Here is a 16,100-nt window from a genome sequence, read left to right on the forward strand (position 1 = left end):
GTTCCATGAACAATACAGCCGCCCTGTTTCCCGCCTCGGCGCGGGTCAAGACCGCATGTCTTACAGATCGCATCGCCTCGGTGCTGGACGAAATCCGTGCCGGCGCGCGCGATACCGAAAAATCCGGCCGCGTGCCGGCCCGCTCTATCGATCTGCTGCGCTCCGCCGGCTATTTCGATATCGTCAAACCGGCCCGCTTTGGCGGCGACGAAGGATCCTTTGCCGAGCTTGTCGATGCAAATATCGAACTGTCGTCGGCCTGCGCCTCCACCGGCTGGGTTGCCGGCCTCCTTTCCGCACATCAATGGCTCCTTGCCATGTTCGATGAAAGGGTTCAGCAGGAGGTGTGGGGCAGCGATCCGGATGCGCTGCTCTGCGGTTCCTATGCGCCGGTTCGCTTGGCGGACCGCGTCGAGGGTGGTTTCCGGCTATCCGGCGACTGGGCCTTTGCGAGCGGATGCGAAAATGCCCAATGGGCGCTCTGTGCGGCGATCATTCCGCCAAACGGCGAGGGGGAGCGTCCTGTACCGGCGTTTCTTCTGGTTCCCGCCAGCGACTATACCATCGCCGAGACCTGGGACGTGGTAGGGCTCGCAGGCACCGGCTCAAAAAGCCTGATCCTCAAGGATGTCTTCGTTCCCGAATACCGCATTCTGAGCTTTCCGGATGCGACCTCCGGCAGAACGCCGGGCGGACGTGGCTACAAGGGTATCGGGCTTTTCAACATTCCGCTGCTCATGGGGGTTCCGTTCTGCCTCGGCAGCGCCGCTGTCGGTGCGGCGAAGGGCGCACTGGATAGCTATATCGACCAGATCGGGACCCGTGTGACACGTGGTGCGGTTGCCGGTGGCAACAACAAGATCGCGGAGTTTCCGACGATCCAACTTCGCGTGGCGGAAGCCTCCGCATCCGTGGATGCCGCCCGCGAAATCATTCTGCGCGATATTGCCCGGGCGCAGCAACTAGCCCAGGCCCGCGAGGATGGCACCGGCGAGATCACCGAGAACGATCGGATTCTCGCCCGCCGCAGCCAGTCCTTTGCGGTCAGCCTGGCGCTTCGGGCGGTCGAAGCACTCAATGCATCGACAGGCGGCCTCGGCCTGCAGATGTCCAACCCCGTCCAGCGGGCGTGGCGCGATGCAAATGCCGTCGGGCGCCACATTTCCATGAACTGGGATGCCGTCGGCACCATGGCCGGCCAGCAACTGCTCGGTCTTCCGCCCAAGGGACAATTCTGATCCGCCATCCGCATTATTTCGATTCAAGACAGGAAAGAGAGCATATCGTGCAAGGCAAGATCGCGCTTGAAGAACATTTCGCCATTCCCGAGACGCTGCAGGATTCGGCTGGATTCGTGCCGGGCGACTACTGGACGGAACTGTCCGCCCGTCTTCTGGATATCCAGGAAAAGCGTTTGCGGCTGATGGATGCCCACGGCATCGAGAAGATGATCCTGTCGCTGAACGCTCCGGCCGTGCAGGCGATCCCGGACAGGGCAAAGGCCCTGGAGATTTCCCGACGCGCCAACGACTTTCTGGCGGAGCAATGCGTCAAGAACCCGAACCGTTTCCTGGGATTTGCAGCATTGCCGCTGCAGGATCCGGATGCCGCAACGCAGGAATTGCAGCGCTGCGTGACGACGATGGGTTTCGTCGGCGCACTGGTCAACGGCTTCTCGCAGGAAGGCGACGGAACGACGCCACTCTACTACGACCTGCCGCAATACCGTCCGTTCTGGGCCGAAGTCGAAAAACTCAACGTCCCCTTCTATCTGCATCCGCGCAACCCGCTGCCGCAGGACAGCCGGATCTATGCTGGCCATTCCTGGCTGATGGGTCCGACATGGGCGTTCGCGCAGGAGACCGCCGTTCATGCGCTGCGCTTGATGGGATCCGGCCTGTTTGACGAACATCCGGCCTTGCGGATCATCGTTGGCCACATGGGCGAGGGGCTGCCATACATGATGTGGCGCATCGACAACCGGAATGCGTGGGTCAAGGTGGAAAAGAGCTATCCGGCCAAACGCCCGATTGCCGATTATTTCAACGAGAATTTCTACATCACGACGTCAGGGAATTTCCGCACGCAATCGCTTATCGATGCTATGCTGGAAATCGGCGCAGACCGAATTCTGTTCTCGGCAGACTGGCCATTCGAGAACATCGACCATGCTGCAAACTGGTTCGACAGCGCCACCATCTCCGAAGCCGACCGTCTGAAGATCGGTCGCACCAACGCAGTTTCACTCTTCAAACTCGATCGATAGCATGGTCGTACCTTTCAGATACACGGTCAGCGCGGCCCAGGTGATCTTCGGGAGCGGCTCGTTGAGCCGTCTCGCCGATGCGATGACAGGGCAGGGCGGCAAACGCGCCCTGATCCTTTCGACCCCGCACCAGAAAGCGGAGGCTGAACGGATCGCCGCATCCCTCGGCCCGCTTGCGGCGGGACTATTCCACGATGCGACGATGCATACGCCGGTCGATGTGACCGAGCGCGCGATGGCGGCCTATAACGCAGCCGGCGCCGATTGCGTCGTCGCGATCGGCGGCGGATCGACGATCGGTCTCGGCAAGGCAATCGCCTATCGCAACGACGCGCTGCAAATCGTGGTGGCAACGACCTATGCCGGGTCGGAGGTTACACCGATCCTCGGCCAGACAGAGAACGGGCAGAAGACGACGGTCCGCGGGGCCGACATCCTGCCCGAAGTGGTGATCTACGACCCTGAATTGACATTGGGATTGCCGGTCAACATCAGCGTCAGCAGCGGGCTCAATGCGATGGCTCATGCGGTCGAAGGTCTCTACGCGCAGGATCGCAATCCCATTTCGTCAATGATGGCGGGCGAGGGTTTGCGCGCGCTGAAGCAGGCTTTGCCTCAAATCGTCAATGCACCTGGGGACATCGAGCCGCGAAGCGAAGCGCTTTACGGTTCCTGGCTGTGCGGCACGGTGCTCGGAGCAGTTGGAATGGCCCTGCATCACAAGCTTTGCCATACGCTGGGCGGTAGCTTCGACCTGCCGCATGCCGAAACCCATGCGGTCATTCTTCCCCATTCTGCCGCCTACAACGCTGAAGCCGCAGCGGACGCGCTAAAACCCGCTGCCGATCTTTTTGGCGGCTCGCTGGGCAGCGGTCTTTATGATTTTGCCGCTTCGATCGGCGCCCCCCTGGCGCTGCGAGATCTGGGTATGAAGGAAGTCGATCTGGATCATGCGGCGGAACTCGCCGCCCGGAACCCCTACTGGAACCCGCGCCCGATCGAACGGAAAGCGATCCGGGCTTTGCTGCAGAGCGCCTGGGAGGGCGCGCGGCCGCGTTAACGCCTTAGGAGGATGGCCACGTGCCTGAATATTTCACCGAAGAGAGATCCGTGGAAGCCGTCAACTCGCGGATGGGGCAGAGCGTTGATCCGCGCCTGGCCGAAGTCATGGCGTCGCTCGTCAGGCACCTGCATGCCTTTGCCAAGGATATCAGCCTGACCCAGGAGGAATGGGAGCTGGCCATAGGCTTCCTGACCCGAACCGGCCATCTCTGTCATGACGAGCGACAGGAGTTCATCCTGCTCAGCGATACGCTGGGCTTGTCGATGCTGGTGGATGCAATCAACAACCGGCGTCCGCCAGGCGCCACGGAAAATACGGTGTTTGGACCGTTCCATGTCGAAGGGGCGCCCGTACGGCAGATGGGTGAAAACATCTCGCTCGACGGCAAGGGCGAGAGCTGCCTCTTCATCGGGCAGGTGATGGATCTTGACGGCAATCCGATCGAGGGAGCCCGGATCGATGTATGGTCGGATAATTCCGATGGCTTCTACGACGTCCAGCAGCCGGATATCCAGCCGAAGTGGAACAACCGGGGTATTTTCGTCACCGGCGCAGGTGGCGCCTATAGCTTCGTCGGCATCAAGCCGGTTTCCTATCCGATCCCGGATGATGGCCCGGTCGGCCAGATGTTGACGTCCCTCGGCCGCCATCCCTACCGTCCTGCCCATACCCATTACCTGATCACGGCTTCAGGTTATCAGAAGCTCGTAACCCACACTTTTGTCGGCGACGATCCCTATCTGCAATCCGATACGGTGTTTGGTGTCAAAACCAGCCTGGTCGCGCCTTTTGAGCGTGTCGATCGTCCGACGATCTGGCGCTCCGATTTCGATTTCGTGCTGACGCCGGTGGAGAATACACGATGATCGTAGCCCGCTACGCGGTATCCGACCCCGGCAAGGCTGCCGAACGCTCCCGATTGCTCGAGGAGCACAAGACCTATCTGCATGGCGCGGTGATCCGCATCCTGCTGTCCGGACCTTCCGCGCCGCCGGCGGAGGACAAGGGTTCCACCGCAATCGTGATGGCGCAAGTCGAAACGCTCGCCGAGTTCGAGGCGTTCAGCGCAGGAGACCCCTTCGTCCGCTCCGGCGTTTACGCGAGCGTCGATATATTCGAATGGCGGCCCAGTTTTGGGCTTCTTATGGAGAGTCTCTGATCGCCGTTTTGGCCTGCTGAAAGTGATCAGATCCAGAGCATGATGCCGAAAAGTGTGAGCGGTTTTCGGACGACATCATGCTCTAACTCTTTAATTTAGAACAGGATTCAAATTTTAGGCCGACTCGGCCTAAAATCATCCTGTTCTAGGTCATATCGAAGACGGCGGCGTTGTCTTGAACCTCGCGCAGCCCCTTGTACGAGGCATGGCGGAGATTGCCGTCATCCGTCCAGCCGCGAAACTCGATCTCGGCGATCAGCGTCGGCTGCACGAGGACGAGGCGCTTGCCGTTCAGCGGAACAACCGGCCGGCTCGTCTTCAACCGGTCCAGCGTCTTTTTCAGGTATTCAGCATCGCTGGCACCGAAACCGGTTCCGACGGAGCCAACGTAAATCCAGTCGAGCCCTCGTCTGCCGGCCAGTAGCAGCCTGCCGATGCCGCCGCGGGCGGATGCGGACTGCTCGTAACCGACGATCATGAAGCTCTCGCTCTGGACGCATTTGATCTTCAGCCAGTCGCCCGTGCGGCCACTGCCGTAGGGCCGGTCGCGATGCTTGGCGATGATGCCTTCCAGATGATGATGGCAGGCGTGCTCGAGGAGTTCTTCGGCCGGCAGCTCTATCTCCTCGGAGAGGCGGATCGCCTGATCGTCGCCGTCCGGTATCAGGTCTTCAAGCAGGTGCCGGCGTACGTCAAGCTCGGTGCCGGTCAGATCGTGTCCATCGAGATAGAGAAGGTCGAAGGCGACGAGGATCGACTCGGTCGATACTCGCTTGCCGCCCCGCCCGCCGAGCGAACGCTGCAGGGCGCCAAAATCCGAGCGGCCATGATCATCGAGTACAACGGCCTCGCCATCGAGAATGGCGGTCGTTACGCCAAGCTCTTTCGCTGCGGCGGCGATGGTGGGGAAGCGATGGGTCCAGTCATGGCCGCCGCGGGTGATGACCCGCACGCCCTTCGGCTCAACGTGGATTGCCAATCGATAGCCATCCAGCTTCACCTCATAGAGCCAATCCGGCCCGACGGGCACAGTCGGCTTCAGCAGTGCGAGGCAAGGCTCGACGCGCGACGGCATAGGATCGAAGGGCAGACTGGGCTGGTCAGGATCGCGCTTGCGGATCGGACGAGACTGCAGCGTTGAGTGAGATTCGTCGAGCAAGGGCATTGGGCGGTGCGTGCGCTTCATGATTAAGTCTGACGCCTCCCCGAGCAGTTTTCCACTTCGACCGGCTTGCGCCGAGCACTCATGATTCTGATGACATTGCCCCGGTGCCGGCTCTTGCTTTTCCCCAGCCTTGGACTTTGCCGTGCTCGGCTTCATCTGCTTCTTCTTCGCGTCGATGGCAACAACGCGACTCAACTGAATCACCCGGCCGATTGTTCCGAGTCGAAACGAATCTCAATTCAAGGACTTAACGCGGAGAACACACTCCTGCCCGGCATCGTCATCAGCATTCTTCAACGGACGCTGTATTTCGCGTCGAGATCATCCATGGCCTTGACGTTACCGGCAGAGCGGCCGTTCTCGTCGAAGGTCTGGGCAAGAAACGCGTCAGCGATCGACTTTGCAAGCTCCGTTCCGATGACACGGGCTCCCATGGTGATGATCTGCGCATTGTTGGAAAGCGCGGCGCGCTCGGCCGAATAGGTGTCGTGCGTCAGGGCGGCACGGATGCCGGGAACCTTGTTGGCCGAGATGCAGACGCCGATGCCGGTGCCGCAAACGAGGATCGCCTTGTCGTAGGTACCGTCGATGACGCCCGAGGCGACGCGATCCGAGAGGTTCGCGTAGAAAGGATCGGCGCCGGCGCTGGTACGCGAGACTTCGTAGACGTCGAAGCGGTCCTTCAAATGGTCGGCCAGAACCTTGGCAAGGCCTTCGCCGGCGCTGTCTCCTGCAATGGCAAGCTTCATTGTCTTTCTCCTCGGAGTTTGGCGGCGCATCTGGCCAGGATGTCGAGGTAGCCTTCGACATCCCAGGCCGAACGGCCGATGAAGAGCCCGTCGATATGCGGGCTCGAAATCAGTTCTTCGCAGTTCTGCGGGTTTACCGACCCGCCGTAGAGGCAGGGGATCTTCCGGCCCAGCACAGCTTCGGCAACGGCGATGATTTCAGACTGGCGCGCATCTGCATAATCCGCGGTCGCCGGAATACCCTTCTCGCCGATCGCCCAGACTGGCTCGTAGGCCAGCAGGATTTCGGCGCTTTTCTGGGCGCCCGAAAGTTTCGAAAGCGCGCCGCGCACCTGGCTTGCGAGGATGTCGGCGGCCTTTCCGCTTTCGCGGTCGGAAAGCGTCTCGCCAATGCAGATCAGTGGAATGAGACCGTGGCGAACGGCTGCTTCGGTCTTCAGACCCACAGTCTCGTCGGTCTCTCCAAAGTGTTCGCGCCGTTCGGAATGGCCGAGCTCGACGAGATCGAGATTGCAGTCCTTCAGCATCACCGGCGAGACTTCGCCGGTCCAGGCGCCCTGGTCGGCCCAATGCATGTTCTGCGCGCCGACCTTCACCGAGGTCTTGGCAAGCCTCGCCTTGACCTCGCGCACGGCCGTGAAAGACGGAATGACGAAACGCTGGATACGCGGGTCGCGCGCGGCATCGGCAGCTTCAAGACCGCGGGCGAAATGCTCGGCTTCAGCAAGCGTCTTGTTCATCTTCCAGCTGGTGCCAATCCAGAAGCGCGGCTTTTCGGTCATGTCGGATCCTGCGTTAATGCAATGGTGAGCGTAATGCCCGCCTGCTCGAATTCCTCCAGGACAGCAGCATCCGGTGCGCTGTCGGTGATAATCGCTTCGAAATCGGCCAGATCCGCCATGACATGCAGGGCGGTGTGGCCGATGCGCTGGTGATTGACCAGAAGGCAGGTCCTGGTCGAGGACGCGATCATTGCCCGCTTGGCGCGCACGACATTGTCGTCCATATGATAGGCGCGCCCGCCGCTGACGGCGGGCGTCGAAATGAAGGCGATGTCGGCCCTCAGCCGCGACAGTGCCTCCTCGGTGACGACGCCGAGATAGGCGTTGAATTTGGCCGAGTAGATGCCGCCGAGCGCGATCAGCGTGATGCCTGTTTCACCTTTCAGCCGCTCCATGATCGCCGCATTGTTGGTGATCAAGGTCAGCGGCCGCTTCTGCAGCAGCATTTCGCCGAGCACGGCCGCCATCGAGCCGTCGTTTACCATCACCGTCATCCCCGGCTCGACCAGTTCCAACGCGGTCTCGGCCATAGCCAGCTTGGCCTCGCTGCCCTGGCGCTCGCGAATGCGGAAGTCGCTTTCGAACTGCGTTCCGGCGTCAATGGTCGCGCCGCCGCGAACCTTGCGCAGGACGCCTGCCTGCTCGAGATCGTCGAGATCGCGATGGATCGTCATCTTTGACACGGTAAAGCGATCGGCAAGGTCGTCGAGATCGACGGTCTTGTTTTCGACGAGCAGGTTGACGATCAACTGCTGCCGCTCTTCCCGCCTCATCCCGATCTCCACCCTCGTTTGATGTTAAGATAACGGAGTATGCGTGATAATCAACATTTATTATGTTATTTTGCGATCAAATATTGTTGCTTTCGATCGTTACTTCAGCAGCGCCTGCGCGGTTCGTTCGTCGGTGATCAGCCCGAAAAGGCGGCGGCTATTCAGAATTGCCCGGATAGCCGCCACTTTCGACTGTCCGCCCGCCAGCGCCACAAGCCGCTCTTTCTTGGTCTTGGGGAAAGACGCAGAGAGCGTGCGCGCCGTCAGCGCGGTGTCGAGGATATGGCCGTCGGCGTCGAAAAAATGTCCGAGGATTTCGCCGACGCCGCCTGCGGCAGCGATGTCGTCGATTTCACCGGGTTCGACCATGCCGGACAAAACCAGCTGCGCCTCGGCATCGACAGTTCCCAGGCCGACGAGCTTCAGATCGGCATTATTGGCAAGATCGAAGACCTCTTTGACGGCACGCTGCGCCTTCAGCACTTCGCGGTCCTCGCCAGTATTGGCGAAAAAGGGAACCGGCATGACATAGGCATGGGCGCCGGTCTTTTCGGCGATGCGATGCATCACGTCATAGGGATTGGCGCCGTAGTTTCGTGTCAGGCCGCCAAGCAACGAGACGAAGCGCAGGTTCTTCGCGCTTACCCTCGGCATATATTGGACGGCGGCGGAAAGCGTGCGGCCATGACCAAGGCCGATGACCGTATTGTCGCCGCGCTCGATCTCGCGCTTGAGATAGCCGGCGCCGGCATGGCCGAGTGCGCGGAGCGGCAAGCCTTCCTCGCCGAGATCGGGCGCGACCTCGCAATGTTGAAGCCCGAACCGTTCCGAAAGCCGCATCTCCAGCTCGACGCATTCGACGATATCCCCGTCGATGGTGACTTTGACGACGCCATCGGCGACCGCTCTGGCGATCAGGCGATGGGCCTTTACCGACGGCACGCCGAGGCGGCGAGCGACGTCGGACTGCGTCAGGCCACCGGCATAGTGAAGCCAGGCAGCACGCACGGCAAGCGTATCATCGGCGTCCGTCATCACGGTTCCTTTTCGAAGGTCATGCGGCGATTCCGCCGTATCGCAGTGCTGCCTTTTAAAGATCTCCGCCTCAGATGTTCAAGTCGGCGACGCCGGTGTCGATATGCGGCGCCCAGAAGGCCACGCTTTCGGCGATCTGCGGGATGACCTGGCGATCGTTCGGCTCGCGTTCCTTGAAGGAGAGTTCCAGGCAGATTTCATTGTCCTTCGCCCCACCTTCGACCAGCGCCTGGAGCAGAGGTGCCGGCTGAATGCGGCCTTTGGCGTTGAATTCGGCGGTAAAAGGCCGGTGCCCGCCCTTGTCCATCAGGCTCTGTTTGATGTGGATGATCGGCGATATCGCCGGGACGGCACGCGCCCAGGCATAGGGGTCGTAGTCGTCGGGATCGGCGGAGGTGATGTCGCCATGATCGATATCCGCCATCATCCACATCGGGATGGCCATTCCGGCGGCTGTCAGCCGCTCCTGCAGCGACAGGCAGGCGCCGATCGTCTCGCCGAACTCGCGGCCGATGCTCATCGGCTCCCAGAACATGTAGGAGAGGCCTGCAGCGCGCGCGTGCTCGGCGACATCGGCCCAACAATCGATGGCGATCTTGATCAACTCCTCGCGTCTGGCCGGATCGTCGAAGTCCTTATAGGTGAAGATCGCAAATTGCGTGCCGACCGAATGGCCGCCGAGATCGGCGGTGATGTCGGCAAAGGTCTTGAACCAGTCGACGTAGTAGCCGCGCACATCGGCATCCGGATGTCCGAAATGGTTGAGGCGCCCATAGGGACCTGTCATGCCCGAGGTGACCCGTACGCCTGTGCGCTTCAAGGCAGCGCGCATCTTGCGCGTCAGGCGGCTAATCACCGGCGCCTGCCAGCTCGGATTGATGAACTCGTGGGTCAGCTGGAGGTCGCGGATTCGCAAATCACGCGCAACCGTATCGATCAGATCGTCTGGGTCGGCGAAGCGGTTCACCAGCGGATTGGTATTGAGCGAAAGGGTCAGCGGCATGGCGGCATCCTTCAGGCGGCGGCAAGGCGGGTTGAAGCAAACCACTCGCCAAAGGCCGCGCGTTCCGCTTCGTTCAGATGGAGGTAGTGTTTGGTGCGGCGATAGAGGATATCGTCCGCCGTTTCGGCCCATTCCGTGGCGACGAGATAGCGCGCCTCGGCCTCATAGAGCTGTCCGCCGAAATGCCGCCCGAGCCCTTCCATGCCAGTCGCTCCGGCAACCACATTCCTGGCACGGGCGCCATAGAGACGGCCGTAGTGATGCACGAGCTTGCGCGGCATCCAGGGATAGGTATCGCGCAGGCTGTTGGCGAAGCTCTCGTAATCGGCATTCGGAATTTCGCCGCCCGGCAGCGGCGCCTTCTCCGTCCAGTCGCCTCCCATGTTCGGGAAGATGTGCTTCAGGCGCTGCATGCCGCGTTCAGCGAGCTCGCGGAATGTGGTGATCTTGCCGCCGAAGACGTTGAGCAGCGGAGCGCCGCCTGTCTCGTCGAGATCGAAGACATAGTCGCGGGTAACGGCGGACGGGTTGCCCTTGCCATCGTCAAACAGCGGGCGCACGCCGGAGAAGCTGTGCAGCACGTCGTGGCGACGCAGCTTTTCCTTGAAATAGCGATTGACCGCCTGGAGCAGATACTCGATCTCCGTCTCGTCGGCGGCGACATCCTCGGCCCGGCCTTCGTAAGCGATATCGGTCGTCCCGATCAACGCCTTGTCGCCCTCATAGGGATTGATGAAAATGACGCGTTTGTCGTGGTTCTGCACCAGATAGGCATTGGCGCCCGCCCAGAACTTCGGCACGATGATGTGGCTGCCCTTGACGAGGCGGACATTGCGGCCGGAGTTCGAACCGGCGACGCGATTGATGATGTCCATCACCCAGGGGCCGGCGCAGTTCACCAGACATTTGGCACGGAAGGTTCGCGTCTCTCCCGTGGTGTTGCTTTTGGTGGCCACGGTCCAACCGCCATTCTCGCGACGGGCCGACACGGCCGGCGAGCGGGTCAGCACCAGAGCGCCGTTTTCCGCTGCGCTGACCGCATTCAAGGTCACGAGGCGGGCGTCGTCGACCCAGCAATCGGAATATTCAAAACCGCGTGTATATTGATCGAGGATCGGCGTGCCTTCCGGGTCGCGGAGCAGATTGAGTGTTCGGGTCCCGGGCAGTTTCTTGCGGCCGCCGAGATGATCATAGAGGAAGAGGCCGAGCCGCACGAGCCATGCGGGGCGATCTTCAGGGCTGTGCGGCAGGACGAAGCGCATCGGCCAGATGATATGCGGCGCGGCATTGAGCAGCACTTCACGCTCGATCAGCGCCTCACGCACCAGGCGGAATTCGTAATATTCGAGGTAACGCAGACCGCCATGCACCAGCTTGCCCGAACGCGACGAGGTTCCCTGTGCCAGATCGTCCTTTTCGCACAGCACGACCTTCAGGCCGCGGCCGGCAGCATCGCGTGCTATCCCCGCGCCATTGATGCCTCCGCCGATGACGAAGAGATCCAGGAGTTCGGGTTCGGTCATATCATGCTCCTTCGATGCCTGCTGCATCAGAATTACGCGCCCACCGGCGACGTCGTTGCGGCTTCGGCAAGCTTGTCCCAGGCGGGCGTCATTGCCTGGCGTACATCGGTGTAGGCAGAAAAGAGCCGGTCGAACCGGTGGGCCTCGCTGGCATCTGGTATCTCCGGATCGCCGAGCAGCGGCGTCACCCAGTCGGCAATGCAATCGTCCATGCTCGAATAGACGCCGACAGCCACCGCAGCCATCATCGCCACGCCGGCCGCGCCCGTCTCCTCACGGCGCGACTGGCGGATCGGTGCGTTGACGGCGGCCGAAAGTGAACGGCGAAGGGCGACGGAGCGTGTTGCGCCGCCGGTGACCCGCAGCTCCTCTGGCATCGCGCCCATCGCCGCGTAGCAGTCGCGGGTCGCAAGCCCCAACCCTTCGATCACGCTGCGCAGCAGGTCGGGGAAACCGTGACGCATCGAAAGCCCGGTGAAGCCCGCGCGCGCATTGGCGTTGACGAAAGGCCCACGTTCGCCCGCTTCGGAAATGTAGGGATGGTAAAGCACCGACCCCGGTCGGCTTTCTGCAAACCAGCCGTCGATGCGTGCAATGAGGTCTGCGTGCGAAGCAGGCTTGCCGGCCTCGGCCATCAGATAGGCGGCGACATTAAGGATCCAGTCGATGTTGATCGTGGCGCCCATATTGGTCTGGACCTGGGTGACGATGCCGGGAATGGGCAGGGCGATCACATAGCCGGTGCCCTCGCGATTGAGCTGAACGTCGGCAACGGCCTTGGCGCGCAAGTGCACGCCGGTCGAGCCGATCGTCGAGCAGGCGGCGTTGCGAGCGCCGCTGCGCACGCCTGCACCAAGCGCCGTCATCACCATGTCGACATAGCCGAGGCAGACCGGCGTTCCGGCAAGAAGACCGCAGGCCTTAGCCGCCTCCGATGTCAGCGGGTGGCTGATCTCGCTGCCGTCGATGATTTCGGGCAGGAGCCCGCGTCTGCGCTCAAGGCCGAGCGCGTCGATCACCACAGCATCATACTGGCGTGTTCTGAAATTGCCAAAGGTGAAACTCGCCTCCGATGGATCGGTTGCCCGCACGCCTGTGAGGTTGAGATAGAGCCAGTCCTTGCAGTGCAGCGCCGTCTCCGCCCGATCGAGAAGGTCCGGCGTGAAGCGGTCCATATGGGCGAGTTGCGCACCCTGCTGGCAAGTGTTGAGGCCGGTGCCCGTCGTCTCGAAGCGGGCACGATTCTGCGTTCCGCCCGCGAGCGACGTCACCGTCGGCGCGGCGCGCGCGTCGAGCCACAGCCAGGCATCGGCAACCGGCCTATTGGCTCGGCCGACGAGCCAGGTGCCGTCGCCCTGTCCGGTGACGGCGATGGCTGCGGTGCGGGATGCGAGGTCGGGGACTTTTTCGCCGAGGCCACGCAACGCACTGGCGCAATCGAGCCAGGTCTGATCCAGCGACTGCGTTGCCGAGCCATCGTCTCCGGTGGCATATCGGTTGCGAACGGAGGCGGTGGCGATCTGGCGGCCGGACAGATCGAAGGCGACAGCCTTGATGACCGAGGTGCCGGCATCTATCCCAATGATGATCTTCTCGGTCGATGTCATTGCAGCCTATCTCGCCATCCTAGCAAGGGTCACGGCGGGCAATACGCGGATCAAATTCATCTGAAGTCCTCCCGATCCCTCAACTCTCTGGGATGATGCGTCCGGCTGCCAAATTCGGTTTTTAATCTCAGATCGAGCGCGCAGCCGAAACCTCCCTAAGCTCGTTTAAAAACATAACATAAAGATACCACAATACCAGTAAGATTTTTCTGGCGGTGTAATTTTTTTCATCTAAAATAGAAAGGTACGGATGTTATGCCTGTGCCGCCCAGCGATTGCCGTGCGACATCGAAAACGGCAACGTCCGCGATGCTTAACGTGCAAAATATCGATTTTAAAACAGACATATACCGCCATAATGCGATCGAATGACATGCGTGAAGCTGTTAGCATTTGCTGCCCCTTTTCGCTGCAGCGCAGCGTGATAAACAAGATGTGAGACCCTGCATTTTAATCGACATACCTTGAAAGTGCCGTTGACAGCTCATAAAATTTATAACATCATTTACGGCATAAATAACATACTTCTATCACGGAAGCGGTCTTCCTGATGGAGAATTTGCAGATCCAGGCGGTTGGAGGAGACAAGCGCCGGTCTTGTTGAGGAGGCTTAAAATGCGAATTTTCGTCCAGAGTTGCGCTCTTGCGGGTGGTCCGCCGGCTTCCGTTCCGGTGCGACGCAATGCTTCAGCCCGCCTGCGATCATCGTCGCGCTAGCCCTCTCCATCTTGCCATTCCAAGCCAAAGGCCGTCCGGACATGAGTACCTCGCCCGATTATCCAGCATCAAAGCCGAGCAGCGGCAATCGCGGGCTCCTTGTCAGCGCGGCGTTGGCGGTCATCGTCGTTGCAGCGATCGCGTTCGATACGGCGGTCGTCAGGATCGGTTCCGAAAACGATGTCCGCCAGCAGGCATTCTCTCCGGAAACCTTCGGCGCCGAGCAGTTCCCGAAGATCAAGGCAAATGTCGAGGAACGGGCGATTGCAGCCGCCGATCTCGCGGCCGCCATTGCCGCCGACAAGAAGGCGGCGGCCGAGAAATACGGCACTGCGACGAGCACTGGACCGGTCATTCCCGTCACGCTGACCGGCGTTTTCGGCGCCCGCAAGTCGAACACCAACGAAATGAAGATCGATGGGTTGCCTCCCGAGACGGTGGTCCGTGTCCAGACCGGCCCTGCGGTCAACGGCACGGACCTCCGCGATGCAACCGGCACCATCGAATTCGGCCAGTTTACCAACCAGATCCAGTATCAGGATGCCGGCTCGGCCATCAATAACGAGATGAAGAAATCGGTTTTCGCGGGCCTGGATGCTGACGCGCTGGACGGAAAACAGGCGACCGTGGTCGGCGTCTTCAAGCTCATCAACCCGAAGAACTGGCTCGTCACGCCGGTGAAGGTCGAGCTCAAATGAGCCAGCCGCAACGCAGCAACGGCGCGAAAGGCGAGGTCGTCCTCGCTGCCCGCAATATCGCAAAATCCTACGGCAACGTTCACGCCCTCAAGGGAGTGAACTTCGACATCCATCGCGGCCAGGTCACAACGCTGTTCGGGGAGAACGGCGCGGGCAAGTCGACCTTGATGAAGATCCTTTCGGGTGTCGCGCAGCCAAGCTCCGGCGAGATCATTCTCGACGGCTCGCCGATCAGCTTTACTTCGTCCACCCATGCGCGCGAGTGCGGGATCTCCATCATTCACCAGGAGCTCAGCCTCGCCCCCAATCTCAGTGTTCGCGACAATATTTTCATGGGCCGGGAGATCATCAAAGGCGGTGTCGTCGACTTCGCTGAAGAGGCGCGTCAGACCCGCGCGCTGATGGAAGAGCTCGAGGAAGACATCGATCCGCTGACGCGCGTCGAGGATCTTCGCCTCGGCCAGCAGCAGATTGTCGAGATTGCCCGGGCGCTCTCCGTCAACTCGCGCATCCTGATCATGGACGAGCCGACCTCGGCGCTGAGCGCGACCGAGGTGGAAGTGCTCTTCAAGGTCATCCACGACCTGACGAGCCGAGGCGTGTCGATCGTCTACATCTCGCATCATCTGGAAGAGGCGCTGCAGATCACCAATCACGCCGTCGTTCTGCGCGACGGAAACATGACGGCCTATGCCGAGCGCAAGGATATCGATCTCGAATGGATCGTCCGCAACATGGTCGGCGAGAATTTCGACCTCGGCAGCCCGCCGGAAGGCCACCCGTTCGGAAACGTCTCGCTTTCCATCGAAAATCTCAGTGTCCCCGGCCCCTCCGGCGCTGCCTATAATGCAGTCGATCGTCTGTCTCTTAAGGTGCGTGCCGGCGAAATCGTCTGCATCTACGGGCTAATGGGCGCCGGGCGCACGGAACTGCTCGAGTGTATTGCCGGACGTCTGCGCGCAAGTGGCGGACAGGTTCTGCTCGAAGGACAGGACGTCAGTGGGCTCAGCATCGCCGGGCGCATTGCCAGCGGTCTCGTGCTCGTGCCCGAAGATCGCCAGCGCGACGGCCTCGTCCAGACGATGACGGTCGGCTCCAATCTGTCGCTTGCTAGTATCCGCGCCTTCACCAAAGGGATTTTCACCTCCGGCCATCGGGAGCGCGATCTCGTCAATGACGCGATCCGGCGGGTGCATGTGAAAACCGATGGCGGTGCAGCTTCGATCGGCTCGCTCTCCGGCGGCAACCAGCAGAAGGTCGTCATCGGCAAGATGCTGGCAACCCAGCCGAAGGTCATCCTGCTCGATGAGCCAAGCCGCGGCATCGATATCGGCGCCAAGGCGGAAGTTTTCAAGTTGCTCGCGGAGCGCGCCAAGCAGGGATTGGCGGTCATCTATTCGACGTCCGAAGTCAATGAATGCCTGAGCATCGCGCACCGCATCATCGTCATGCATCGCGGCAGGATATCGGCCGAGTTCGGCTCGGATGTCACCAAGGAAAAGATCATGGCCGCCTCCGGCGAAGCCGTGGTCGCGCACTAGCCTGAGTATGGAGCACTGA

General features: G+C 61.0%; 15 protein-coding genes. 7 read left to right on the forward strand and 8 right to left on the reverse strand.

Annotated elements, in window-relative coordinates; all coding sequences use genetic code 11:
- Positions 1 to 5: 5 nt before the first annotated feature.
- Genes OLZ32_RS12145 through OLZ32_RS12165 form a run of 5 tightly spaced genes read left to right on the forward strand, consistent with a single transcriptional unit; the run spans position 6 to position 4,488 of the window.
- On the forward strand, positions 6 to 1,238 hold the full coding sequence (locus OLZ32_RS12145) for a flavin-dependent monooxygenase (RefSeq protein ID WP_264396183.1): 1,233 nt from the start codon (positions 6 to 8) through the stop codon (positions 1,236 to 1,238).
- Positions 1,239 to 1,285: 47 nt separating this feature from the next.
- A complete protein-coding gene (tsdA, locus tag OLZ32_RS12150; protein ID WP_062941586.1) occupies positions 1,286 to 2,266 on the forward strand; it encodes a gamma-resorcylate decarboxylase in 981 nt (326 codons plus the stop codon).
- A gap of 1 nt (position 2,267) precedes the next feature.
- Entirely contained in the window at positions 2,268 to 3,326 is a 1,059-nt protein-coding gene (locus OLZ32_RS12155; RefSeq protein WP_264396184.1) for a maleylacetate reductase, read from the forward strand.
- A gap of 20 nt (positions 3,327 to 3,346) precedes the next feature.
- Positions 3,347 to 4,195 carry a dioxygenase family protein gene (locus OLZ32_RS12160; protein WP_264396185.1) on the forward strand — a complete coding sequence of 283 codons (849 nt, stop codon included), beginning with the start codon at positions 3,347 to 3,349 and terminating at the stop codon, positions 4,193 to 4,195.
- Positions 4,192 to 4,488, forward strand: coding sequence for a YciI family protein (locus OLZ32_RS12165; RefSeq protein WP_017991654.1), 297 nt, complete (start codon positions 4,192 to 4,194; stop codon positions 4,486 to 4,488). The genes OLZ32_RS12160 and OLZ32_RS12165 overlap by 4 nt, the downstream gene beginning before the upstream one ends.
- A 145-nt stretch (positions 4,489 to 4,633) precedes the next feature.
- Here the strand turns inward: OLZ32_RS12165 and ligD are convergent, their stop codons facing one another.
- From ligD to OLZ32_RS12205, 8 genes are all read right to left on the reverse strand, one after another.
- Complete coding sequence (gene ligD, locus OLZ32_RS12170; RefSeq protein WP_264396186.1) at positions 4,634 to 5,674, reverse strand: non-homologous end-joining DNA ligase; 1,041 nt, start codon at positions 5,672 to 5,674, stop codon at positions 4,634 to 4,636.
- A 272-nt stretch (positions 5,675 to 5,946) separates the two neighbouring features.
- Complete coding sequence (gene derI / locus OLZ32_RS12175; protein ID WP_017991651.1) at positions 5,947 to 6,402, reverse strand: D-erythrulose-4-phosphate isomerase; 456 nt, start codon at positions 6,400 to 6,402, stop codon at positions 5,947 to 5,949.
- The gene (locus OLZ32_RS12180) at positions 6,399 to 7,184 is read right to left on the reverse strand and encodes a triose-phosphate isomerase (RefSeq protein WP_264396187.1); all 786 of its coding nucleotides are present in this window, start codon (positions 7,182 to 7,184) and stop codon (positions 6,399 to 6,401) included. Before OLZ32_RS12180 ends, derI begins: the two co-directional genes overlap by 4 nt.
- Complete coding sequence (locus tag OLZ32_RS12185) at positions 7,181 to 7,957, reverse strand: DeoR/GlpR family DNA-binding transcription regulator (RefSeq protein ID WP_264396188.1); 777 nt, start codon at positions 7,955 to 7,957, stop codon at positions 7,181 to 7,183. The genes OLZ32_RS12180 and OLZ32_RS12185 overlap by 4 nt, the downstream gene beginning before the upstream one ends.
- 99 nt (positions 7,958 to 8,056) lie before the next feature.
- The gene (locus OLZ32_RS12190; RefSeq protein WP_264396189.1) at positions 8,057 to 8,992 is read right to left on the reverse strand and encodes a sugar-binding transcriptional regulator; all 936 of its coding nucleotides are present in this window, start codon (positions 8,990 to 8,992) and stop codon (positions 8,057 to 8,059) included.
- A gap of 70 nt (positions 8,993 to 9,062) precedes the next feature.
- Positions 9,063 to 9,995, reverse strand: a complete 933-nt coding sequence (locus tag OLZ32_RS12195; RefSeq protein WP_264396190.1) for a sugar phosphate isomerase/epimerase family protein — start codon at positions 9,993 to 9,995, stop codon at positions 9,063 to 9,065.
- Positions 9,996 to 10,006: 11 nt separating this feature from the next.
- Positions 10,007 to 11,518 carry a glycerol-3-phosphate dehydrogenase gene (locus OLZ32_RS12200; protein ID WP_264396191.1) on the reverse strand — a complete coding sequence of 504 codons (1,512 nt, stop codon included), beginning with the start codon at positions 11,516 to 11,518 and terminating at the stop codon, positions 10,007 to 10,009.
- Between the two features lie 32 nt (positions 11,519 to 11,550).
- Entirely contained in the window at positions 11,551 to 13,125 is a 1,575-nt protein-coding gene (locus tag OLZ32_RS12205; RefSeq protein ID WP_264396192.1) for an FGGY-family carbohydrate kinase, read from the reverse strand.
- Between the two features lie 758 nt (positions 13,126 to 13,883).
- On the opposite strand from OLZ32_RS12205, the gene OLZ32_RS12210 reads away from it, so the two are divergent.
- On the forward strand, positions 13,884 to 14,540 hold the full coding sequence (locus OLZ32_RS12210) for a DUF2291 domain-containing protein (protein WP_264396193.1): 657 nt from the start codon (positions 13,884 to 13,886) through the stop codon (positions 14,538 to 14,540).
- The gene (locus tag OLZ32_RS12215) at positions 14,537 to 16,081 is read left to right on the forward strand and encodes a sugar ABC transporter ATP-binding protein (RefSeq protein WP_260111316.1); all 1,545 of its coding nucleotides are present in this window, start codon (positions 14,537 to 14,539) and stop codon (positions 16,079 to 16,081) included. Before OLZ32_RS12210 ends, OLZ32_RS12215 begins: the two co-directional genes overlap by 4 nt.
- Positions 16,082 to 16,100 lie beyond the last annotated feature (19 nt).

This window comes from Rhizobium acaciae (assembly GCF_025941625.1).
Taxonomy (GTDB): Bacteria; Pseudomonadota; Alphaproteobacteria; order Rhizobiales; family Rhizobiaceae; genus Rhizobium; species Rhizobium acaciae.